Consider the following 21,288-nt stretch of genomic DNA (forward strand, 5'->3'; position numbering starts at 1 on the left):
CCACGTCATCGCGAGCGACCACAGCGGCCGCTCGCCATGACGATTTCACCCCAACAGATGCATCCCCGCATCCATGCGCACGACCTCGCCGGTCATGTGGCCTGACGCCGGGCTCGCCAGGAACGCCACGAGCTGCGCGATGTCCTCAGCGGATGAAGCCGCGCGCAGCGGCACCCGCGCGACCACCGCATCGCGCACCTGCTTGGCACCGGCCTCGCCGCGGCCCTTGGTGAACCAGGGCGTATCGATGTAGCCGGGGCAGACGGTGTTGACGCGGATCGCAGGCGCCAGGGCGCGCGCCAGCGATAGCGTCATCGTGTTCAGCGCGCCCTTGCTGGCGGCGTAGGCGACCGACGAGCCGATGCCGCTGATGCCGGCTACCGACGAGACGTTGACGACCGCGGACGCACGCGCCGTCGCCTTGGCCGCCGCTTCCAGCAGCGGCCGCGCGGCGCGCACCATCTGGAAGGGGCCGATGGTGTTGACTGCGAAGATGCGCTGGAAATCCTCCGCCGAAAGGCCATCGAGCTGATCGTGCGGCACGTGCTTGGTGGTGCCGGCATTGTTGACGAGGGCATCCAGCCGGCCCCAAGCCGCAGCGGCGGCGACGATCTTGCGGCAATCCTCATCGCGCGACACGTCGCCTTGAATGACGACGACCTCGACTCCTTCCTTGCGGCAGAGATCAGCGGTCTGCTCGGCTTCACTCTTGCTGTTCGAATAGTTCACGACGATGCGCATGCCGGCCTTCGCCAGCAGCAACGCGGTCGCGGCTCCGAGGCCGGACGCCGACCCCGTCACGACCGCGCACAGACCTTCAGCCATTCCGCACCTCCCTGTTTGCCTTGCTTCTTCTTAGCCAACATCGCTGCATCTGCAAAATCGGCACAATCTCCGCAGCGCGGAAATCGCTCGCCTCCATGCGGCGAGCGGACGGGGCCCTGCAGCGGGCTACGCTTGTCAGGGCCGTCGCTTGCGCTCATCATGCCGGCAAAACATCGCCGGCGCGCGCAGGACATGGCGCGCCGAGACCGACGACAACGAGGGCGAGGAGCGCTGTGGCGGAAGCTGAGAACATCGTCGTTGCGACCGCGGAAAGGATCTTCGCCGATCTCGCCGACCCGCAGACGATCAACCACGACAAGGACGGCCGCTGGACGGCGCCGCTGTGGCGGGCGCTGAGCGAGGCCGGCCTGACGCTCGCCTGGGTGGGCGAGGAGTTCGGCGGCGCCGGCACTGACCTCGCCGATGGCTTTGAGATCATCAATGCCGCCGGCCGTTTTGCGATTGCGGTGCCGCTGGCCGAGACGCTGCTCGCGGGCTGGCTGCTGCAACAAGGCGGCATTGCCTCCCCCGACGGCGCCATGACGATCGCGCCGGCTCATCCGAGGGACCGGATCACGCTCGACACTGACGGCACCTTGTCCGGCCGTGCCCGCGGCGTGCCGTTCGCAAGGACGGCGCAGCACGTTGCCGTGCTCGCCGAGGGCGGAGACGGCGTGTCGATCGCGCTGGTCGAGACCGCGCGGCTGCGCATCGACGCGGGCCTCAACCTCGCCAACGATCCCAGCGACACGGTGACGTTCGACAAGATCATGCCGCTGGCATGCCGGCCGGCACCGGCCGGCTTCGACGGCACCACCTTGATGCTGATGGGCGGCGTCGCCCGCGGACTGCAGATCGCTGGCGCGCTGGATCGGCTGCTCGCGATCAGCGTCAACTATGCGGGTGAGCGCGTCGCCTTCGAGAAGCCGATCGGCAAATTCCAGGCCGTGCAGCACAACCTGGCACGGCTGGCCGGTGAGAGCGCCGCCGCGAGCGCGGCCGCGACATCCGCCGCGGATGCGATCGCGCGGGCCGCCGCATTCGACGAGGCGGTGTTTCTCGAAGCCGCCGCGGCCAAGATCCGCTGCGCCGAGGCCGCCGAGAAGGGCGCGGCGATCGCGCATCAGGTCCACGGAGCCATCGGCTTCACCACCGAGCACATCCTGCACCGCTTCTCGCTGCGCGCGCTGGCCTGGCGCGACGATTTCGGCTCCGAGAGTCATTGGGCCGTCGAGCTCGGCAAGCGCGTCGCTGCGCGCGGCGCCGATGAGCTGTGGCCGCTGGTCGCCTCGCGCTGACCCCGAAGAGGATTGTTGCATGAGCGCACTTCGTTTCGATCCGATCCGGCTGCCGAGGGAATGCGAGGAGCTGCGCAAGGAGGTGCGCGCCTTCCTCGCTGATGAGATCGCGGCCGGCACCTTCAACCCGTACCAGCCCAAGCGCGAGGACGCCGACGCGCGCGAGTTTGCAGCCCGCGTCGGCGCGCGCGGCTGGATCGGCATGACCTGGCCGAAGCAATATGGCGGCCACGAGCGCTCGTTCCTGGAGCGCTACGTCGTGACCGAGGAAATGCGCGTCGCCAACGCGCCGGTCAGGCGCTTCTTCGTCGCCGACCGGCAGAGCGGGCCGATCCTGCTGCGCTACGCGCCCGAGCATATCAAGATGGACATCCTGCCGCGCATCTGCCGCGGCGAGCTGTGCTTCGCGATCGGCATGAGCGAGCCGAACTCGGGCTCCGACCTGTTCGCCGCCAAGACACGCGCGACGAAGACCGAGGGCGGCTGGCTGATCAACGGCTCGAAGATCTGGACCACGTCGGCGCACATGGCCGACTACATGATCGCGATCTTCCGCACCTCGCCGTCGACCAAGGAGAACCGGCGTCATGGCTTGACGCAGTTCCTGGTGAACATGAAAACGCCCGGCATCAAGGTGAACCCGATTGGGCAGATCACCGGGCAGAAGGAGTTCAACGAGGTCGTCTTCACCGACGCCTTCGTGCCGGACGATCATCAGCTCGGCGAGATCGACGGCGCCTGGAAGCAAGCGACCTCCGAGCTCGCCTATGAGCGCTCGGGACCGGAGCGCTTCCTCGAAACCTATTACGTGCTGACCGAGCTGGTGCGCGCGGTCGGTCCCAACCCCGACACGCGCAGCGCGGAGGGCATCGGCCGGCTGGTGGCTCAGCTGCACACGATGCGGCGGATGTCGGTGTCGGTCGCCGGCATGCTGCAGGCCGGCAAGGAGCCGGTGGTCGAGGCCTCGATCGTCAAGGACGTCGGCACGATCTGGGAGCAGCAGCTGCCGCACCGCGTCCGCGACCTCGCCGCGTTCGTCGAGGAGAACGCAGGAAATCGCGAAACCTTGGAGAACCAGCTGACCTTTGCGATGCAGACCGCGCCGAAGCTGACGATCCAGGGCGGCACCACCGAGGTGCTGCGCGGCATCATCGCGCGCGGGCTGGGATTAAGGTGAGGGTCGACGACACGCCGCGATCGTCGCAGCCGCGCCCACGGGCAAGTAGCTCCGTCATCGCGAGCGCAGCGAAGCGATCCAGGACCGCACCAACAGTCTGGATTGCTTCGCTACGCTCGCAATGACGCTGGAGAAGCAGAATCGGAGACCCACCATGACCCACTTCCCTGACATCGGCGTCGAGATCCACGGCCATGTCGGCCTGATCGAGATTCGCCGGCCGCCGCTCAATTTCTTCGACATTGCGCTGATCAACCAGATCGCCGACGCGCTCGAAGGCTTCGACCGCGACATCGAGATCCGCGCCTCGGTGCTGGCGGCGCAGGGCAAGGCGTTCTGCGCCGGCGCCAATTTCACCGATCCGGCACGCCAGGCGCAGGAAGCGGCCGGCGCCAAAGGCGATCCGGCCGACAGCCTCGGGGCGATCAACCATCTCTACATGCAGGCGGTGCGGATCTTCCGCTGCAAGAAGCCGGTGGTCGCCGCCGTGCACGGCGCCGCCATCGGCGGCGGGCTCGGCCTCGCCGTCTCGGCCGACTTCCGCGTCACCTGTCCGGAAGCGCGCTTCTCCGCCAATTTCACCAAGCTCGGCTTCCACCCCGGCTTCGGCCTGACGGTGACGCTGCCGGAACTGGTCGGCAAGAACAACGCCGAGCTGATGTTCTACACCAGCCGCCGCGTCACCGGCGAGGAAGCGCTGAGGATGGGCCTCGCCAATGAATGCGTGCCGCAGGACCAGGTGCGGACGGCTGCGATGAAGCTCGCCGCGGAAATCGCCGAATGCTCGCCGCTCGGCCTGCTGTCGACCCGCGCCACGATGCGCGCCAATCTCGCCGACCGTGTGATGGCAGCAACCGAGCACGAGCTCGCCGAACAGACCCGGCTGCGCGCGACCGAGGATTTCAAGGAAGGCGTCAAGGCAACGGAGGAGCGGCGCTTCGCGAACTTCAGGGGGCGGTGACGAACCGCGAGCTTCGATCGACGTCATGGCCGGGCTCGTCCCGGCCATGACGTCTTGATACGAGGAAAGACGAACGTGGATGCCCGGTCAAGCTCGGGCATGCCGATCGACTAATTGGCGACCGCCCCCTGCAACGCGAAGGCAACGCCGCCAGTTGTGAAGCAACCGCCTGAAACCGCATAGCCACGGGCGCGCGCAGCGTCGGCCACACGTGCAGCATCGGCGACGCGGAACGTCAGGCCGCTCATGAGTTCGCGCTCGCCGGGTTCGACACGGATACGGGCGTTCGGCAAGTACAACCGCTCAACACCATCGCTGCCGGCCGCCGGCACCACATCGAGAATGCGCCCCCAATGCGCGGCAAGTAAAGCCGGCGCGGGGCTCTGCAGCACCACCTCGGTCAGCGCCGACGTCACGTCGCTGCGGATCGCGCGCGTCCAATCCGGCCCGGCGGGCGGATACGGGCCGAGCACATCGTCGCTGCCCTCGGTGTGATTGAGCTCGATGAAGGCGGCGCGGCAGTCGCGGGGATGCAGTTGCACCCCGTGATAGGGCGGATGATCGATGACGTTGGCGATCCGCACACCCATCTCGTTGGCACGGGCGGCACGGCCATCGGGATCATCGCAGGCGAAGATCGCCATGTAGCCACCGCGGCCGCCGGTCTTGTCCAGGAAGCGTCCCGCCGCGGTGTCCTCGCGGGTCGGCGCGATCACCTCGAGCAGGATCGGCCCGACCGGCAGCAGCGCATTCTCCAGCCCGTATTTGCCGACATGCGGATCGCGGTAGCAGACCTCCAGCCCCATGATCGCGGCGATGTCCGAGACCACCGGCTCGAGCCGGGGCGCGACCAGGCAGATCTGACGGAGGTGGAGGTAAGCCATCGCAGCCCTCTTTGCGGAATCCCCTGCTCACACAAGCCCGCCGCGTCATTGCGAGCGACGCGAAGCAATCCAGAGCTCAGGCCATAACCCTGGATTGCTTCGCCCGCAATGACGGAGAACGCGGAGCTATCGGCCCTGAAACACCGGCGCGCGCTTCTCGACGAAGGCCTTCGCCGCCTCCTTGTGATCCTCGGTGTCGCTGCAGCGCGAGTGATGCATCGCCTCGGCGTCGAAGCAGGCCTCCAGCGTCATCGTCTCGGCATTGTTGATGTTGCGCTTGATGTAGCCGAGCGTCACGCTCGGCCCCTGCGCCAGCGACATCGCCAGCGCGCGCGTGGCCGCTTCGACCTCGGCGTCGGGCACGACCTTGGTGACCATGCCCAGGGTGAGCGCCTCCTGCGCCGTCAGGACTGGCGAGGTCAGATACAGCTCCCGCGCCTTGGCGCTGCCGAGCAGTTGGGTGAGGAAATAGGTGCCGCCGAAATCGCCCGACAGCCCGACCTTGGCGAAGGCCGTCGTGATCTTGGCCGACTCGCCGGCCACCCGCAGATCGCAGGCCAGCGCGATCGACAGGCCGGCGCCGGCGGCCGCGCCGTCGATCTGCGCCACCACCGGCTTCTGCATCTGGTGCAGCAGCCGCGACACCTCCATGCGCTCGCGCAAGGTCGTCACCTTGGTCTCGAACGAGGGCGCGGTCTTGGCTTCGGCCATCGCCTTGACGTCGCCGCCGACGCAGAACGTGCCGCCGGCGCCCTTGAGCAGCACCGCGCGCACCTCCGGATCATTGGCCGCACGATGCGCCGCCTCGACCAGGCCCTTGGTCAGGTCGCTGTTGAGCGCGTTGCGCCGCTCCGGCCGGTTCATCGTGATCGTGAGCAGGCCGGAGTCGAGGTGCTGCAGAACTGTGGTGTTGGTGGTCATGGCCGGCGCTCCTTGTTGTTTCCCGGTGTTATGTCTCCGTCATTCCAGGGCGACGCGTCAGCGTCGAACCCGGAATCCCGAGCTGATGGACTCACATCGAGGTTCCGGGTTCAACGCTGCGCGTTGCCCCGGAACGACGGATGTCGCGGCAGCGTTTGCGCCTTGCTCAGGCGCGCCCCGGAATGCCGTCGCCCCGGCCGTCACTTCTTCACCAGCGGGCAGCGCGACGCTTCCAGCGGCTGGAACGCCTCGTTGCCAGACACGGTCGCGAGCAGCTTGTAGTCGTCGGACCTGGTCTTCGATTCCGATGGCTTCTTGACCTCGAACAGATACATGTCGTGCACCATGCGGCCGTCCTCGCGGATGCGGCCGCCCTTGGCGAACATGTCGTTGATCGGGGTCGCCCGCATCAGCTTCATGACGGCGTCCGCATCCGTGGTGCCCGCGGCCTTCACGGCTTTCAGATAGTGCGTGACGGAGGAATACACGCCGGCCTGGGCCGAGGTCGGCACGCGCTTGGTGCGCTCCATGAAGCGCTTGGTGAAGGCGCGGGTGTCGTCGTTGAGATCCCAGTAGAACGCTTCCGCGACCAGCAGCCCCTGCGCCGTCTCGAGCCCGACGCTGTCGATGTCGGAGACGAAGGCGAGCAGCGGCGACAGCTTCTGGCCGCCCTTGGTGAGGCCGAATTCGGCGGCCTGCTTGATCGCGTTGATGGTGTCGCCGCCGGCATTGGCGAGCCCGATCACCTTGGCCTTGGAGGCCTGCGCCTGCAGCAGAAAGGAGGAGAAGTCCGAGGTGTTGAGCGGATGACGCACGCTGCCGAGCACCTTGCCGCCCGACTTCACCACCACGGCGGTGGTGTCCTTTTCCAGATCCTGGCCGAACGCGTAGTCCGCGGTCAGGAAGAACCAGGTGTCGAGGCCAGACTTCACCGCCGCCAGGCCCGTGACGTTGGCCTGCGCAAAAGTGTCGAACACGTAGTGCACGGTGTACGGGCCGCAGGCCTCGTTGGAGAGCCTGACAGAGCCGGGACCATTGAAGATGATGATCTTGTTGCGCGCCTTGGCGATCTCGCCGGCGGCCAGCGCGGTGGCGGAGGCTGCGACATCCCAGATCATCTCGACGCCCTGGTTGTCGAGCATGTCGCGCGCGATGTTGGCGGCGAGATCAGCCTTGTTGAGATGGTCGGCCGCGATCACCTCGATCTTGCGGCCCAGCACCTCGCCGCCGAAATCCTCCACCGCCATCTTCGCCGCGGTCTCGCTGCCGGGACCGGTGATGTCGGCGTAGAGGCTCGACATGTCGAGAATGCCGCCGATCTTCAGCGGCGGCTTGCTCTGCGCATGCGCCACGCCTGCGGACAACGTCAGCGCCGACGCCAGCATAAACAACGACGCCGCCGCGCCGCGGATGGTTCTGCTCATCGATATCCTCCCTGCCGGGCGCGTCGCTACATGGCGACGGCCTCTTTGATAGTTCGCATCATGGCGCACGCTTTCGCATGCGGCAAGCGCTCAGCACGCTCATCAAAAGCGTCGCCGGTCGCCGCTTTCCGCTCAGTGGAATGGAAATTTCGTGCGATGATGCAGCATGACGAGAGAGCGCAGGATGCGGAGCAGACGGAGGCTGATTGCGCTCGGCGCGAGCGTCGCGACCATCGCGATGATGTCGGCGAGTCACGCCACACCGTGCATGTTCGCGGAGCTCGGCGAAGGCCACGTCAGCGAGATCATCGATGCACGCAGCTTCCGTCTCGACGACGGTCGCGAGGTCAGGCTCGCCGGCATCGAGGTGCCGCCGGAGGAGCAGCGCGCGACGTCGATGGATGCGTTGGGCGTGCTGCTGCGCGGCCGCGACGTCGTGCTGCGCGGAGAGGACGACACCCCTGACCGCTATGGCCGGCAGCGGGCCTTCGCGTTCGTGGCCGGCGCAGACCAGCCAGTGCAGAGCGAGCTGCTCCGGCAGGGCGCCGTGCTGCGCGGGGTCGACCTGCCCGACCGGGATTGCGCCCTCAGCCTGGGCGCGGCGGAAGCCGAGGCACGCAGCGCCGGGCGCGGCCTTTGGAAGATTGGGGCCGTCATAAAAAACACGGAAAGTCCAGACGATATTTTGTCTCGCGTAGGGCTATTTACGGTTGTCGAAGGGAAGGTGTTGTCCGTACGACAGACGGGGACAACAACTTATCTGAACTTCGCTCGTAGCTGGACACGGGGCTTCGCGGTGATTATTCCAAAGCGTATGATGGCGGTATTGGAAGGTGCCGGTATCGACGTCAAATCACTTGCGAATCGGCAGGTTCGCGTGCGCGGTTGGGTTGAGGCGCATGCGGGTCCGAGACTGGAACTGACACAGACTGCCCAGATCGAGATTTTGAGCGGGAATTGACCGCTGAGGTACGTGAGTAGCGACGTGAACCTGTCTGTTCGAAAGCGCATGACGGTGATGAACTGCGGTTCGCGGATCGCACCGGCGCTGCTGTGCCTGGGACTGGCGTTGGCCGGTTGCAGCGACATGGGCAAGTTGCAGCAGGCGACGGCGCCGATGCCGACGCCGCGGCCGAAGCCGGCGATGGTGCAGACGACGCCGGCGAGTGATCGCGAGCACGAGCGCATTCTCGCAACCTATGGCGGCGCCTATGAGGATCCCCAGCTCGAGGGCCTGATCGGCAAGATCGTCGACCGGCTCGTGGCCGTGTCCGATCGCCCCGACCAGGGCTACAAGGTCACGATCCTGAATTCCGGTGCGGTCAACGCCTTCGCGCTGCCGACCGGCCAACTCTACGTGACACGCGGCTTGATTGCGCTCGCCAACGACACCTCCGAATTGTCGTCGGTGCTGAGCCACGAGATGGCGCACGTGCTGGCGCGCCATGCCGCGATCCGCGAGGACCAGGCGCGGCAGGCCGCCGTGGTGACCCGCGTCGTCTCAGATATGGGCAACGATCCGGACCTGACGGCGCTGGCGCTCGCCAAGACCAAGCTGACGATGGCGAGCTTCTCGCGCACTCAGGAGTTCGAGGCCGACGGCATCGGCGTCGGCATCTCCGCCAAGGCGAAGTTCGATCCCTACGGCGCGGCGCGCTTCCTGAGCTCGATGGAGCGCAATGCCGAGTTGAAGGCCGGTAAAGTCGCAATCGACCCGCGCGCGCAGGACTTCCTGTCGTCGCATCCGGCGACGCCGGAGCGGGTGCAGAACGCCGCCGCCATCGCCAAGCAATACGTCTCCCCCGAGGCCAGGGAGCATGACCGCGAGACCTACTTGGCTGCAGTCGACAACATCGTCTACGGCGAGGACCCGAGCGAGGGCTTCGTGCGCGGCCGGCGCTTCCTGCATCCGAAGCTCGGCTTCACCTTCCAGGCGCCGGAGAACTTCACGCTCGACAACACCGCGCAGGCGGTGATCGGCGTGCGCGAAGGCGGCGCGCAGGCGATGCGCTTCGACGTGGTGCGCGTGCCGGCCCAGCAGACGCTCGGCGACTATCTGAATTCCGGCTGGATGGAGAACGTCGACAAGTCGGCGACCGAGGAGCTGACGATCAACGGCTTCCCGGCGGCCTCGACCACGGCGAGCGGCGATCCCTGGCAGTTCAAGGTCTACGCGTTGCGCGTCGGCAGCGACGTCTACCGCTTCATCTTCGCCTCGCGGCAGAAATCCACCGAGAGCGAGCGCAATGCGCGGGAGACGGTGAACTCGTTCCGCCGGCTCAGCCTGGAGGAGATCCAGTCGGCCCGGCCGCTGCGCATCAAGGTGATCACCGTGCAGCCGGGCGATACCGTCGAATCGCTTGCGCACCGCATGACCGGCGTCGACCGCCCGGTCGAGCGCTTCCGCGTTCTCAACGGCCTCGACGCCCGCGCCCAGGTCAAGGTCCGCGACCGCGTCAAGATCGTGGTGGAGTGACGGGGCTGCGGCGGCTCAGCTCGGCCAGCTTTCCGGAGGACGTCGTTCCAGCTGGGAAGTAGGAAAAACCGGCTCACGGCGCCGAATGTAGCCTATCATCTTTACGAGACGAGCAAGCGCGCCGACATCGCAGCCGGAGCCGTGGCCGACCACGAATTCGTCGAGGCGATGTAGAACATCCTGCTCTTCCGCACTGCCTATGGCCACCGGCTGGAGATCGTCCGGGTCCTGCTGTCCGTCGTGGACGAACAGCTCCCGGTGGTGCAGCCCCTCAGCATCGGGCATCCTCGATCGCTGCAGCCAGAGCGCGATCGGCTGACCGTCCACGGTCTCGAAACGGGCATCGTATGAACCGCCGTCGCGATACACGTCGACGAATACGAGCTCAGCAAGAGGGCTGGATGCCAGTCCAAGCACCGGATTTGACATGGCGTCCCCCTATGTCGAGGCAAAGCATGGGACGCCCGCTGCGCAGACACCCCCGCAGCTGACGATCCAAGAACAGTAGCGGGACGTCGTCAAGGCGACACGCCCAAACAAAAAAGCCCGACCTTGCGGCCGGGCTTTCGTAAGCAACTAATTCGAAAACGCAAACGGTCGATCAGGCGGCCTCGTCGGCCACGGCGGTGTCGTCGCCATCGATGTCGTCACCCTCGCCTTCCGCATCACCTTCGGCGACCGCATCGGCTTCGGTCTTGGCACCGCGGCGCGGGCTCTTGGCGAGCTGCGTCTCGATCTCCTTGACGGCCTCGGTCTCGGTCGAGTGCTGCACGACGGCGATCTCGCGCGACAGACGGTCGAGCGCCGCTTCGTAGAGCTGGCGTTCGCTGTAGGACTGCTCGGGCTGCGACTCCGAACGGTAGAGATCGCGCACGACCTCCGCGATCGCGACGATGTCGCCCGAATTGATCTTCGCTTCGTATTCCTGGGCGCGACGCGACCACATGGTGCGCTTGACGCGGGCACGGCCCTTCAGGGTCTCCAGCGCCTTCTTCACCAGCGCCGGGTCGGACAGCTTGCGCATCCCGACATTGGCGACCTTGGCGGTCGGCACCCGCAGCGTCATCTTGTCCTTGATGAAGTTGATGACGAACAGCTCGAGCTTGGCGCCCGCGATCTCCTGCTCCTCGATGGCCAGGATCTGGCCGACGCCGTGAGCCGGATAGACGACGAATTCGTTGGTCTTGAAGCCCTGGCGCTGGGTCGGCAGCTTCTTTTCCTCGACGCGCGGCGCGGCCGCGGCGGGAACAGCCGGCTTGGCGGCGACGGCGGGCTTGGCAACAGGGGCAGCGGCCGCGGGAACGGCGGTCTTGGTGGCAGCCTTGGGCGCAGCGGCGGCCTTGGCAGGCGCAGCCTTGGCAACAGAGTCCTTTGCAAGAGTGGTCTTCGCGGCGGATGCTTTCGCGGCAGTCTTGGCAGTCTTTTCAGGCATTGCGCTTCTTTTGTTCTTGGTGGACTTGGCAGCCGAGGCCTTCGCGGCAGCCCGAATCTCCTTTACAGGAGCCCGGGCACGGCCCTTGGAAACGCTGCGGCTGGCCGCGGCGGCTTTTTTTGTACTCTTGGAAGCACTCTTTTTACGCGTTTTCTGTGACACAGCCTGCGCGCGGAACTGCCACGCCCCTGTTTGATGTTGCGGGAACCTAAAAGGGCGGCCAAAAAAGGTTACGCATGGCCGGGTTCGGCTCTGAGAATGTGCTATATATAGCACATTTGCCGCAAAAATCAATGATTTAGAGGCCGCAGGGGCGGTATTGTGACGGATCCACGAAGTTAGGGTTAAGTGCAACGTGCCGGAATAGAACAACTCATGCAGCGGTTCCCGCTCACCGCATGAGGTGTTCTAGGCCATTGTTTCCGCGCAACGATTTCGATCGGCGCGATGGCGCCCCGCAGGACGGGGCGCGCTGGTGCCGCGCAGGTAGCGAGACGACCGTCAGTCTCCGGCGCCGGGCTTCGACGAAAAATATTTCTGGAACTTTCCATCCTCGCCGTCGTGCTCCTTGGCATCGGCCGGCGGGTCCTTCTTCTGGGTGATGTTGGGCCAGGACTTGGCATATTCGGCGTTCACGCCCAGCCACTTCTCCAGCCCCGGCTCGGTATCCGGCTTGATCGCGTCGGCCGGGCATTCCGGCTCGCACACGCCGCAATCGATGCATTCGTCCGGATGAATGACCAGCATGTTGTCGCCCTCGTAGAAGCAGTCTACCGGGCAGACCTCGACGCAATCGGTGTATTTGCACTTGATACAGTTTTCGGTGACGACGTAAGTCATCCAAGGCTCCGGAACGGATCGACAATTCGGCTGGCTTGGACTAGCGCAGGACGTGGTGTGCCGCAAGTGAAGCGGGGCGAAGAACTGAACCGGACATTGCTCTGGCGCAATCGATCAGGATCGTCCGCCATCCAGATCATCGTACAGTCCGCGCACCGAGGCAGCATCGCCGCGACGCTCGGCAAAGCCGGTCACCTTGAGAACGCGCACGCTGCGATCGAGCGCGATGGTCAGCACATCACCGGTCTTCACCCCATGGCCCGGCGAGGTCTCGCGCACACCATTGACCCGGACGTGCCCCGACGACACCAGCGCCGCGGCGCTGGTGCGCGCCTTCACCAGCCGCGCATGCCACAGCCATTTGTCGAGGCGCTGGCGCTCTGACGGGGTGTCGGACGTCGGCGTTGTCCTTCCAACCAATCTTGCCAACCGATCTTGCCGCTCAGTCCTTGCGGTTGTTCCCCGCGAGTTGCTCCTTGAGCGCGGCGAGCTTGGCGAACGGCGAATTGGGATCGACCGGACGGTCGCGATCCCGGCCGCCGCCGCTGCTCGATGCGTAGGGCCGCAGCGCCGGGCCGCTGTCGCGCTTGTCGCGCCCCCCCTTGCCGAAGTCGCGGCCGCCGCGCCCCTCGCGGTCACCGCCGAACTTGCCACCCTTGTTGCGATCACGGTTCTGGTCGCGCCCCTTGGCATCATGATCGCGGCGCGGCCCGCGATCCTCGCGCGCCGGAGCCGATGCGCCCTCGGCTGGTGGAGCCGCACCAGCCTCCGGCGGGCCCTTGCGGAAGTCCTTGCCGAACTCCTTCATCCGGTCGCGCCGGCCATGGCCGCGGTGATGGCGCTCGCGCGCCTCGCCGCCCTCGGCCGGAGCGGTCCCGGCCGGTGCCTGGCCGCCGCCGGCGGCCTGCCCGCGCTCATGCTGCGGACGGTTGGGCCGGCCGCGATGATGATGGTCGTGGCGCGGCCGGCGCTCCTCCGAACGCCCGCCCGGCCGCCAGACCTCGACCAGGACGGGCTCGGCAGCAGGCGCGGCCTCGGCGGGAGAAGCCTCGGTAGCGTTCGATCCAGCAGCAGTTTCCGCCGCGGCGGCTTCAGCCGAAGCGTCGCCGATGCTCGTTGCCTCGTTCGCGACGGCCTCAGCGGCTTCGGGCTGCGGCGCATCCGCAGCGACGGCGGTTTCCGCCTCGGCGACGACGCTTTCGGTAGCCGTCTCGGCCACGGACGCCTCGTCCGCCACATCCGGCGTGACGAAATCGACGGTCGGCAGCGATGCCAAGGCCGACACCGACGCGGCTTCCGCCTGCTCCTCACCGACCACCGCGGGCACGGCGACGGCCTGCTCGGTCACCGGAGCGACGGCGGCCTCCGCGACGGTGGGAACCTGCTCGTCGGCCGGCTCGCCGGCGACAACTGCGAGGTCCTCGGCCGGCACGGCCTGCGCATCTGCCGGCTCAGCCGGAGCGGCTTCCGCAGCGGCAGCCTCTGCGACGGCAGCAGCCTCGACGGGCTTCTCAATCGGCTTGGGCGGCAGCGGCGGGCGCTTCTCCATGCGATAGCCGAGCGCGCGCAGGATCGAGGCGAAGTCCTCGCCGGCCGAGCCGGTGAGCGAGGTCATCGCCTGCGTCACCACGAAGCCGCGGCCGTCGAAGGCGCCGGCCGGCTTTTCGCCCGGTGCATTGTCGCGCCAGGCCAGGGCGGGACGAATCAGGTCGGCCAGCCGCTCCAGGATGTCGACGCGCACGGCGCGCTCGCCCGCCTGCTTGTAGCCGAGCACGCGATAGGCATCGCGCGGCAGCGCCTTGTCGACCGGGAACGAGGTCCGGCCCGAGCTCGCCAGATGCTGCGCGCCGGTCAGCGCGGACATGTCGACATTGCCCTGCTTCTCGGCCCACAGCAGCGCAGCGAGCGCGCGCGCGGCGGGCTTGAGCAGCGCCGGGACGTAGATGTGGTAGGCACCGAAGCGCACGCCGTACTTGCGCAAGGTGGCGCGCGACGGCTGGTCCAGATCCTTCATCTCGGCGGCGATCTTGGCGCGCTCGATGACGCCGAGCGCCTCCACCAGCTGGAACGCGATGCCGCGGCCGATGCCGGTGATGTCCTCGGCCTTGGACAACTCGAACAGCGGGCCGAGCAGCTTCTCGATATGCGTCTTCAGCCACAGATCGAGTCGCGCCTGGACCTTGTCGCGCGCAGCACCGGTCAGCCGCTCGTCGGCGATGATGCGCAGGCGCGGATGCAGCGCGTCGTCGGCCGCGACCAGCTTGGCGACCGCGTCGCCGGTCCAGCGCACCGTGCCGTCGGCGGTGAGCACGATGTGCTCGTCAGGCGCGCTGGACAGCTTCTCGGCGCGCGCCTCGATCTCGCCGGCCAGCGCCTTCTGGGCAGCAGCCTGCAAGGCCTTGGCCTCCGAGCCGGCTTCGGCGGCGTCGGGCGCGAAGGTGAATCCATCCAGGCGGCCGATCGCGTGCCCTTCAACGATCACTTCGCCAGTCTTGCCGATTTCCGTATTCAAAACACTGTTCTCCCGCAGGCGCCGCATCAATACACTGGTACGACGATCAACGAAACGCTCCGTGAGCCGTTCATGAAGGGCGTCTGACAATTTATTTTCGAGTTCGCGGGTAATCCCCTGCCAATAATCAGGGTCGCGCAGCCAGTCGGGCCGGTTGGCCACGAAGGTCCAGGTACGGATCTGTGCAATCCGCCCCGACAGCGTATCGATGTCGCCATCGACGCGGTCGGCCTGATCGACCTGGGCCGCGTACCAGGCGTCCGGAATACGCCCCTTCTGCATCAGGAAGCCGAACACGGTGGTCACCAGCTCCGCATGGGCGGCCGGCGACAGCCTGCGATAGTCGGGAATCTGGCAGGTTTCCCACAGACGCTCGACCGCGGCCGCGCCGTGAGCGATGTCGCGCACCTCGGCATCGCGCGCGGCGTGATCGAGCACGCGCAGGTCCTCCGCAATCGGCGCGCGCGTCAGCGCCTCATGCGCCGGCGCGACCGCCAGCGAGACCTGAAGCGCGCTCAAGGACGCGAAATCAAGCCGGGAGTTGCGCCATTGCAGCACCTTCACGGTATCGAAGGCATGGTTCTGGAGCGCATTGACCAGCTCGGGCTCGAATGGCGCACAACGTCCGGTGGTGCCGAACGTGCCATTGCGCGTCGCGCGTCCGGCACGGCCGGCGATCTGGGCAAATTCCGACGGCGTGAGCCGGCGGAACTGATAGCCGTCATATTTGCGGTCGGACGCGAAGGCGACGTGATCGACGTCGAGGTTGAGCCCCATGCCGACCGCATCGGTGGCGACGAGATAGTCGACGTCACCGTTCTGGAACATCGCCACCTGCGCGTTGCGGGTTCGCGGCGACAGCGATCCCAGCACGACAGCGGCGCCGCCATGCTGGCGGCGGATCAGCTCGGCGATGGCGTAGACCTCGTCGGCCGAGAACGCCACGATGGCGGTCCGGCGCGGCTGTCGCGTGATCTTGCGATCACCGGCGAATTCGAGTTGCGACAATCGTGGCCGCGTCACCATCGACGCGCCCGGCAGCAGACGCTCGATGATGGGACGCATCGTCGCAGCACCCAGCAGCAGCGTTTCGTCGCGACCGCGGCGATTGAGGATGCGGTCGGTGAAGACGTGGCCGCGCTCCAGATCGGACGCGATCTGGATCTCGTCGACGGCCAGGAACGACACGTCGAGATCCCTGGGCATCGCTTCGACGGTCGACACCCAGTAGCGCGGATTTTTCGGCTTGATCTTCTCCTCGCCGGTGATCAGCGCGACGGCCTCGCTGCCGACGCGATCGGCGATCTTGTTGTAGACCTCACGCGCGAGCAGCCGCAGCGGCAGTCCGATGATGCCGGAGGAATGCGCGAGCATGCGCTCGATCGCCAGATGCGTCTTGCCGGTGTTGGTGGGGCCGAGCACGGCGGTGACGCCGCTTCCGGGAGCGCGGTCGGACGTGCGCTCGAAAGGCGAGGCAGCCGAAGAGGACGAAAAAGCCATTCGTTAAATGTGGGTCTCGAAGCCGGCGTTGGAAGCGCGCCGTTCACGCGCGACGGATGCGGAATGATCGTGTGTCTGGAGAGGCTGCGATGCTGACCCCTGTCTCACATTGTGACGCATATAGTGACGCAGCTTAAGCTTCGGAACGCCTTGAGAACGAATCGCGAAGGAATCGCTGACTCCGTCGGCTTTCCGGCTTCGTTCACCGCAACATCTCGCGCTCTGCCATCAAGCCAGCACTAGATCAAGTTTTCGCGGGCTCCACAAGCAACGCTTTCGCGATGGAACTGGCGCGCGTTCAGCGCGTCCCGAGTCGAATCAGAATCAGGGAAGAGTCAAACGGATTCACGCGCAGCAGACAGTATCGATAGGGGGTCCCGACAAATCGGAGCTCATGAGCCCGTCAGTCCGGAGATCATGCAGCGCGAACCCCGAATCTCCATCGGATTCAAGCGATAGCGGACGGCATGCCGTCAGGCCTTCACGCCACGGCCGCTGACGGGGCTGTGCCGCAACGACGAGATTCCGATGTGGAGGAGCAGCGAAACGACGCACTACTGGGTCTTGGCGACGTGCGGCGCCGCCTGGGTGATGAACGACGTCGCTTCCAGCATCGCGGTCCCCAGCGGGGTCGGGATCACCATCTTGAACGGCACCAGCACACGGGTGCCGGCGATCGGCACGAAGAAGATCTCCATGTTGCGGGCCTGAGCCAGATATTTGATGACCGGCCGGTCCGGGATGTAGCCCGCGACTGGCGTGAAGTAGATCGCGCAGACCAGGGCCGGGCCACGATAACCCTTGTCTGCCTTGACGTTCTCCATGCGCTTGTAGTCGAGCTTGAGCTCGTAGCGCATGCGTCCGTCGAACACGGGCGCAGCGCCGCGGCACGAGTCCGGCGACAGCAGCTCGCCGTTGCCCGGCACGCGCACCAGAGAGGCCGTCATCGGATCGAGCACGCCACGCTTGTGGGCATCCGTCACCGGAATGCGGTCGGGATCGACCGGAGGCGCCGGCTCGATGGCGAAGTCCTTCACAGTACCGTTCTGCAGATTGATGCGGATCTGCTCGGATTTCTTTCCCGTCGTGGTCGAGGCCTGGTAGCTCTGGCCGACCAGGGCGCCGTTGACGACGCGCCCCTGCACCGAGCCGGTGCCTGATCCTTGCGAGAAGCTCTTGAGCAGGCCGGCGGTGCCGCCCTGAGCCGCGGCACCATACTGATCATCCCCGATCTCGACCGCCCAGGTGCCCTTGCCGACGGGGATGCCAGCCAGGGAAGCCTCGTATTGAGCGTCCAACCGAGCCTGCGCCTGGGCGTTTTGCGCCAGCAACAACAGGCAGAGCGCTGCCCCGGCCGCGGCCAGGCGACAGGAGAGAAATGAGGGAACCGAGATGATGGTCACGTGACGAATGATCCTACCGATCCGCCTGCCTGAGCGCCGGACCGATCCGACGCGCCGTCCTTGCTACTTAAGCCAAAAACGCCTTCAAACAACGCGAACCGTCCGACAATGGCGGTTTGTCCAGCGCTTTGCAGCTGAACAGCACTCAGACCGTCATCCGCAGCTCTGCCGGAACCGAGCCGCGAACCTCCGACCGCGCCAGCATGCCGCCATTCCGGCATTTCGGACTGTTCGCGGGATATCCATCCATCACGTCCGAATGCGCCCTTTATATGGTCTAAACTATCGGCTATACTATTGATTATACGCCTGCTTTTCTGCTGGTTGGCGATTTCGGCCCGACCAGGAGGATGCACGGGTCGCGCCCTTCGGGTTCGCCGGCCCGGCTCCCTCTATTCGCTGCGGCCTTCAAAACCTTGACGAAAAGCCGCATCCCCCCTATACGACCGCATCTCCCAGAGACGAGCTGGACGAGTTTTGGACCCCCGCGGCCCGCCGACATAGGCGGACGAAGGGTGCGGGGATGAGAGAGGATTTATTGCCATGTCGCGGCGCTGTGAACTGACGGCCAAGGGTCCCCAGGTTGGCCACAAGGTCAGCCACTCCAACATCAAGACCAAGCGGCGCTTCCTGCCGAACCTGTGCAACGTGACCTTCATCTCGGATGCACTCGGCCGCAACGTGCGCCTGCGCGTCTCCACCAACGCGCTCAAGAGCGTCGACCACAATGGCGGCCTCGATGCCTATCTGCTCAAGGCCAACGCCGCGACCCTGTCGCCGCGCGCGCTGGAGCTGAAGCGCGCCATCGAGAAGAAGGCGGCGGACGCTGCCCCGGTCGCCAAGGCGAGCTGAGAGAGCAAGCCGAAATTCAGGATTGATGCAGAAGCCGGACGCGTCACGGGCGCGGCTTCAAGCTGAACGAGATGTCGAAACGGCCGGGTCGAGAGATCCGGCCGTTTTGCTTGCGGATGCCGTGACCAACTGACAACTCTGGACACGGGCAGCAGGCGTGGGGCGGCAGGACTGGTCGGGTGACCATCCGTTCGTACAACGGCGCCCCGCAGTCACTTCGCGATGTCCGCCGCGCCGCGCGCAACAGCGACCCAGACGAAGTGCCATAGGGAACCGACCTCCCCAACACCAGCCGGATGCTCTACACTCGTTGCGGTAGCATTATTGCGGACATTCCTTTGCCATGAAGAATATTGTCATCTGCTGCGACGGCACCGGCAACGAGATCAGCGAGAACATCTCGAACGTGCTCAAGCTTTATCGGTGCCTGCGCAAGACCGACAAGACGACACCGCATCAGGTCGTGTTCTACGATCCCGGCGTCGGCACGTTGACGCAGCCCGACAGCTGGCATCGCTTCAAGGCCAATTTCAACATGGTGCTGGGGCTCGCGACGGGCTACGGCCTCGACGACAACGTCATCAACGCCTACTCTTTCCTGGCCACGCAGTACCAGGACGGCGATCGCATCTTCCTGTTCGGCTTCTCGCGGGGCGCCTACACCGTGCGCGTGCTCGCCGGGCTGATCCACAAGATCGGGCTGATCTCGCCGGGCCAGATCAATCTCGTCGGCCCGGGCGTGATCGCCTACAAGAAGTATTCCTCCGACAATCCGAAGGCCGGGCGCGGCATCACCAAGGAGCTCGAGAGCACCGAGGAGGACGGGCCGATCCCGGAGAGCCGCGCCGACCAGGCGGCGCAGTTCGCGCGGATCACCTCGACGCGCTGGCCGACGATCCATTTCGTCGGCGTGTGGGACACGGTGGCGAGCGTGATCGTGCCGCGCACCGACCGGCTGTTTGCGCTGCCGAGCCTCGAGGAGCTCGCCTTCACGATCGAGAACCCGAGCGTGAAGATCTTCCGTCAGGCTGCGGCGATCGACGAGCGCCGCTGCATGTTCCGGCTGAAGCCGTGGGGGATGCCGCAGACCTTCACGCCGAACCGCTTCAACAAGGCGCAGGCGCGACCGCAGGACGCCAAACAGGTGTGGTTCGCCGGCGTGCATTCCGACGTCGGCGGCGGCTATCCCGAGGTGCGGTCGGCGGCTTCGAAATATCCGCTGCTGTGGATGATCGACGAGGCGGTCGAGGCCGGGCTGACGGTCAATCCGCGCACGGTGAATCAGCTCGCCTGGGGCGTGCAGCGCAAGAACAGTCCGTTCTCCTATGTGGCGCCGAGCGTCCAGGGCCCGCTGCACGATTCGATGACGCCGGCCTGGCGGCTGCTGGAATGGCTGCCGAAGAGCGCGACGTACAAGGAGTGGCCGGAGCGCAAGGCGCATTTCGGATTGTACGTTCCGAATTGCGAGCCGCGCTTCATTCCCGAGGGCGCGTTCATCCACGAGAGCGTGCTGATGCGGATCGCGGAATCGCAGGACTACCGGCCCGTCAATCTGCCCGCGTCCTATGAGCGCGTCCCGCTTCCGGTCAAACAGAAGGCGGAGTAGCAGCAACGGCGCGTTGCGCGTCGGGCAGCGTCTTCAGAGGCCCGCGTGTGGCGGATCGCCTCAGATCATGCGCAGATGGATGACGCCGTCGGTCACCTCGCCACGGGCGAACTGCTCGCGCGCCATCTGCTCGAACGCCGTGCGGTTTCGCTGCAGATAGGCGAACGCCTGGTTGCGGGTGCAAAAGCAGGTCTCGAGATGACAGACCTGCCGCGTGGCGCCGATTGCGAGCGCGAATGCGATCGTCTGGCCTCCACGCTGCGTCTCGTCCTTGGCGATGCGAACGTCTGTAGCTGTCGACTTGGCCACGTCAGCCTCCTCGGTACGAAGGTCGGGTCTGTACGCGGGACGCGGTTGAGACGTAATGATCAGGCATGGATCGCCCGTCTGTTCGAGCACCGGCAACGGATCCGAAGTTCCGATAGTTCCACCGGGCAGCCGACGTCGGAAGGCGAGACGAAACCGCCCTAGCGAGCGACCTTCTTCCGCCGCTTCGGCGCAGGCGCCGCGTCAGAACCCGCTTGCGCAGCTTCCGCTTCCTTGGCGAGCCGCAACACGCGCAGCCGCTCCATGTTCTTGCGGACCGCCGTCGCGCGCTGATCCCATTCGGCGCGCGCCTTCGCCCCGTCCTCGGCGGCGACGCGCTGGCGCTCCGACCGCGCAATGCTTTCGGGGGAGCGTTCTGACATCTTCTTGGTGGCCATCGACTGATCCTTCCGGAAACGCGGGTTACCGTCGAGACGCAGAAAGCCCGCTCAATACAGGATCGAGCGGGCAAACCGGCCATTTCAGTACATCCGTGAAATGGCCCAAGACGTCAGAGACGTCAGATCAGTGCGATCAGACCAGCGCGAGATTTTCTGCGCTGGTTTTACCGCGCATCTTGTCCGTCTTGACCTCAAAACTGACTTTCTGGCCTTCAGCCAGACCGGCGAGACCAGCGCGTTCAACAGCGCTGATGTGAACGAACACGTCGTTCCCGCCATCCTGCGGCTGAATGAAACCAAAGCCCTTCTGGCCATTGAACCACTTGACCGTACCCTGCATGTCTATCTCCAAATCATTCACCGCGCGACCATCACGCGATCTCATTCAACTGAGCGATGACTTTTGGAAATAGCCCACAGGCACATTCAGAAAGGCACAGCGGCTAATCGAACTACCTCAAGGTAGAGAT

Annotated in this window: 20 protein-coding genes; 7 read left to right on the plus strand and 13 right to left on the minus strand. The window is 65.9% G+C overall.

The genetic code is table 11. From position 1 onward, the window contains the following. Nucleotides 1-45: 45 nt before the first annotated feature. A complete protein-coding gene (locus ACQR0W_RS07625) occupies nt 46-825 on the minus strand; it encodes an SDR family NAD(P)-dependent oxidoreductase (protein ID WP_315715256.1) in 780 nt (259 codons plus the stop codon). Between the two features lie 233 nt (nt 826-1,058). Here ACQR0W_RS07625 and ACQR0W_RS07630 point away from each other — a divergent pair, with 233 nt between their 5' ends. The 3 genes from ACQR0W_RS07630 (at nt 1,059) to ACQR0W_RS07640 (ending at nt 4,261) form a co-directional block, all read left to right on the plus strand. After that, a complete protein-coding gene (locus ACQR0W_RS07630; RefSeq protein WP_316170972.1) occupies nt 1,059-2,123 on the plus strand; it encodes an acyl-CoA dehydrogenase family protein in 1,065 nt (354 codons plus the stop codon). Between the two features lie 19 nt (nt 2,124-2,142). After that, nucleotides 2,143-3,300 (plus strand): acyl-CoA dehydrogenase family protein, encoded by a 1,158-nt coding sequence (locus ACQR0W_RS07635; protein WP_315752289.1) that lies wholly within the window; start codon nt 2,143-2,145, stop codon nt 3,298-3,300. Nucleotides 3,301-3,454: 154 nt separating this feature from the next. Further along, entirely contained in the window at nt 3,455-4,261 is an 807-nt protein-coding gene (locus ACQR0W_RS07640) for an enoyl-CoA hydratase/isomerase family protein (RefSeq protein WP_315752290.1), read from the plus strand. Nucleotides 4,262-4,371: 110 nt separating this feature from the next. Here the strand turns inward: ACQR0W_RS07640 and ACQR0W_RS07645 are convergent, their stop codons facing one another. The 3 genes from ACQR0W_RS07645 to ACQR0W_RS07655 all read right to left on the minus strand — a co-directional run bounded on the left by ACQR0W_RS07645 (nt 4,372) and on the right by ACQR0W_RS07655 (nt 7,451). Further along, nucleotides 4,372-5,145 (minus strand): hypothetical protein, encoded by a 774-nt coding sequence (locus ACQR0W_RS07645; protein ID WP_316170973.1) that lies wholly within the window; start codon nt 5,143-5,145, stop codon nt 4,372-4,374. A 126-nt stretch (nt 5,146-5,271) separates the two neighbouring features. Next, on the minus strand, nt 5,272-6,066 hold the full coding sequence (locus ACQR0W_RS07650) for an enoyl-CoA hydratase (protein WP_316170974.1): 795 nt from the start codon (nt 6,064-6,066) through the stop codon (nt 5,272-5,274). 200 nt (nt 6,067-6,266) lie between these two features. Then, a complete protein-coding gene (locus ACQR0W_RS07655; RefSeq protein ID WP_316171116.1) occupies nt 6,267-7,451 on the minus strand; it encodes an ABC transporter substrate-binding protein in 1,185 nt (394 codons plus the stop codon). A 223-nt stretch (nt 7,452-7,674) separates the two neighbouring features. On the opposite strand from ACQR0W_RS07655, the gene ACQR0W_RS07660 reads away from it, so the two are divergent. Beyond that, a complete protein-coding gene (locus tag ACQR0W_RS07660; protein WP_316170975.1) occupies nt 7,675-8,451 on the plus strand; it encodes a thermonuclease family protein in 777 nt (258 codons plus the stop codon). 48 nt (nt 8,452-8,499) lie between these two features. Continuing rightward, nucleotides 8,500-9,966 (plus strand): M48 family metalloprotease, encoded by a 1,467-nt coding sequence (locus ACQR0W_RS07665; RefSeq protein ID WP_315715427.1) that lies wholly within the window; start codon nt 8,500-8,502, stop codon nt 9,964-9,966. Between the two features lie 15 nt (nt 9,967-9,981). Here ACQR0W_RS07665 and ACQR0W_RS07670 read toward each other — a convergent pair whose 3' ends face one another. From ACQR0W_RS07670 to ACQR0W_RS07695, 6 genes are all read right to left on the minus strand, one after another. After that, a complete protein-coding gene (locus tag ACQR0W_RS07670) occupies nt 9,982-10,395 on the minus strand; it encodes a hypothetical protein (RefSeq protein ID WP_315752294.1) in 414 nt (137 codons plus the stop codon). A 172-nt stretch (nt 10,396-10,567) separates the two neighbouring features. Next, nucleotides 10,568-11,398: a CarD family transcriptional regulator gene (locus ACQR0W_RS07675; protein ID WP_315825512.1), complete on the minus strand. Its 831-nt coding sequence runs from the start codon at nt 11,396-11,398 to the stop codon at nt 10,568-10,570. 501 nt (nt 11,399-11,899) lie between these two features. Next, entirely contained in the window at nt 11,900-12,238 is a 339-nt protein-coding gene (gene fdxA / locus ACQR0W_RS07680; protein WP_315715248.1) for a ferredoxin FdxA, read from the minus strand. A gap of 114 nt (nt 12,239-12,352) precedes the next feature. Beyond that, nucleotides 12,353-12,658, minus strand: coding sequence for an RNA-binding S4 domain-containing protein (locus ACQR0W_RS07685; protein WP_315752296.1), 306 nt, complete (start codon nt 12,656-12,658; stop codon nt 12,353-12,355). A 22-nt stretch (nt 12,659-12,680) separates the two neighbouring features. Further along, nucleotides 12,681-16,250: a helicase-related protein gene (locus ACQR0W_RS07690; protein ID WP_315752297.1), complete on the minus strand. Its 3,570-nt coding sequence runs from the start codon at nt 16,248-16,250 to the stop codon at nt 12,681-12,683. A 554-nt stretch (nt 16,251-16,804) separates the two neighbouring features. After that, nucleotides 16,805-17,581 carry a DUF3108 domain-containing protein gene (locus ACQR0W_RS07695; RefSeq protein ID WP_316166456.1) on the minus strand — a complete coding sequence of 259 codons (777 nt, stop codon included), beginning with the start codon at nt 17,579-17,581 and terminating at the stop codon, nt 16,805-16,807. Nucleotides 17,582-18,196: 615 nt separating this feature from the next. Between ACQR0W_RS07695 and rpmB the strand changes: the two genes are divergently transcribed. Together rpmB and ACQR0W_RS07705 are read left to right on the plus strand one after the other, a co-directional pair. Further along, nucleotides 18,197-18,505 (plus strand): 50S ribosomal protein L28, encoded by a 309-nt coding sequence (gene rpmB / locus ACQR0W_RS07700; protein WP_172114511.1) that lies wholly within the window; start codon nt 18,197-18,199, stop codon nt 18,503-18,505. A 343-nt stretch (nt 18,506-18,848) separates the two neighbouring features. Further along, the gene (locus ACQR0W_RS07705; protein WP_315715245.1) at nt 18,849-20,111 is read left to right on the plus strand and encodes a T6SS phospholipase effector Tle1-like catalytic domain-containing protein; all 1,263 of its coding nucleotides are present in this window, start codon (nt 18,849-18,851) and stop codon (nt 20,109-20,111) included. A 60-nt stretch (nt 20,112-20,171) separates the two neighbouring features. Here ACQR0W_RS07705 and ACQR0W_RS07710 read toward each other — a convergent pair whose 3' ends face one another. The 3 genes from ACQR0W_RS07710 to ACQR0W_RS07720 form a co-directional block, all read right to left on the minus strand. Continuing rightward, nucleotides 20,172-20,420: a hypothetical protein gene (locus ACQR0W_RS07710; RefSeq protein WP_315715244.1), complete on the minus strand. Its 249-nt coding sequence runs from the start codon at nt 20,418-20,420 to the stop codon at nt 20,172-20,174. A gap of 158 nt (nt 20,421-20,578) precedes the next feature. Continuing rightward, complete coding sequence (locus ACQR0W_RS07715; RefSeq protein ID WP_315715243.1) at nt 20,579-20,815, minus strand: transcriptional regulator; 237 nt, start codon at nt 20,813-20,815, stop codon at nt 20,579-20,581. 136 nt (nt 20,816-20,951) lie between these two features. Continuing rightward, a complete protein-coding gene (locus tag ACQR0W_RS07720) occupies nt 20,952-21,158 on the minus strand; it encodes a cold-shock protein (protein ID WP_315715242.1) in 207 nt (68 codons plus the stop codon). Nucleotides 21,159-21,288: the final 130 nt, after the last annotated feature.

The sequence above is a fragment of the Bradyrhizobium sp. HKCCYLRH1034 genome (assembly GCF_051168375.1).
Lineage (GTDB): Bacteria > Pseudomonadota > Alphaproteobacteria > Rhizobiales > Xanthobacteraceae > Bradyrhizobium.

What these genes read in the sequence shown, in the direction of transcription:
- ACQR0W_RS07625 (WP_315715256.1), bottom strand. Translation starts at nt 825, where the DNA reads ATGGCTGAAGGTCTGTGCGCGGTCGTGACGGGGTCGGCGTCCGGCCTC.
- ACQR0W_RS07635 (WP_315752289.1), top strand. Translation starts at nt 2,143, where the DNA reads ATGAGCGCACTTCGTTTCGATCCGATCCGGCTGCCGAGGGAATGCGAG.
- ACQR0W_RS07640 (WP_315752290.1), top strand. Translation starts at nt 3,455, where the DNA reads ATGACCCACTTCCCTGACATCGGCGTCGAGATCCACGGCCATGTCGGC.
- ACQR0W_RS07645 (WP_316170973.1), bottom strand. Translation starts at nt 5,145, where the DNA reads ATGGCTTACCTCCACCTCCGTCAGATCTGCCTGGTCGCGCCCCGGCTC.
- ACQR0W_RS07650 (WP_316170974.1), bottom strand. Translation starts at nt 6,066, where the DNA reads ATGACCACCAACACCACAGTTCTGCAGCACCTCGACTCCGGCCTGCTC.
- ACQR0W_RS07655 (WP_316171116.1), bottom strand. Translation starts at nt 7,451, where the DNA reads ATGCTGGCGTCGGCGCTGACGTTGTCCGCAGGCGTGGCGCATGCGCAG.
- ACQR0W_RS07660 (WP_316170975.1), top strand. Translation starts at nt 7,675, where the DNA reads ATGCGGAGCAGACGGAGGCTGATTGCGCTCGGCGCGAGCGTCGCGACC.
- ACQR0W_RS07665 (WP_315715427.1), top strand. Translation starts at nt 8,500, where the DNA reads ATGACGGTGATGAACTGCGGTTCGCGGATCGCACCGGCGCTGCTGTGC.
- ACQR0W_RS07670 (WP_315752294.1), bottom strand. Translation starts at nt 10,395, where the DNA reads ATGTCAAATCCGGTGCTTGGACTGGCATCCAGCCCTCTTGCTGAGCTC.
- ACQR0W_RS07675 (WP_315825512.1), bottom strand. Translation starts at nt 11,398, where the DNA reads ATGCCTGAAAAGACTGCCAAGACTGCCGCGAAAGCATCCGCCGCGAAG.
- fdxA (WP_315715248.1), bottom strand. Translation starts at nt 12,238, where the DNA reads ATGACTTACGTCGTCACCGAAAACTGTATCAAGTGCAAATACACCGAT.
- ACQR0W_RS07690 (WP_315752297.1), bottom strand. Translation starts at nt 16,250, where the DNA reads ATGGCTTTTTCGTCCTCTTCGGCTGCCTCGCCTTTCGAGCGCACGTCC.
- rpmB (WP_172114511.1), top strand. Translation starts at nt 18,197, where the DNA reads ATGTCGCGGCGCTGTGAACTGACGGCCAAGGGTCCCCAGGTTGGCCAC.
- ACQR0W_RS07705 (WP_315715245.1), top strand. Translation starts at nt 18,849, where the DNA reads ATGAAGAATATTGTCATCTGCTGCGACGGCACCGGCAACGAGATCAGC.
- ACQR0W_RS07715 (WP_315715243.1), bottom strand. Translation starts at nt 20,815, where the DNA reads ATGGCCACCAAGAAGATGTCAGAACGCTCCCCCGAAAGCATTGCGCGG.
- ACQR0W_RS07720 (WP_315715242.1), bottom strand. Translation starts at nt 21,158, where the DNA reads ATGCAGGGTACGGTCAAGTGGTTCAATGGCCAGAAGGGCTTTGGTTTC.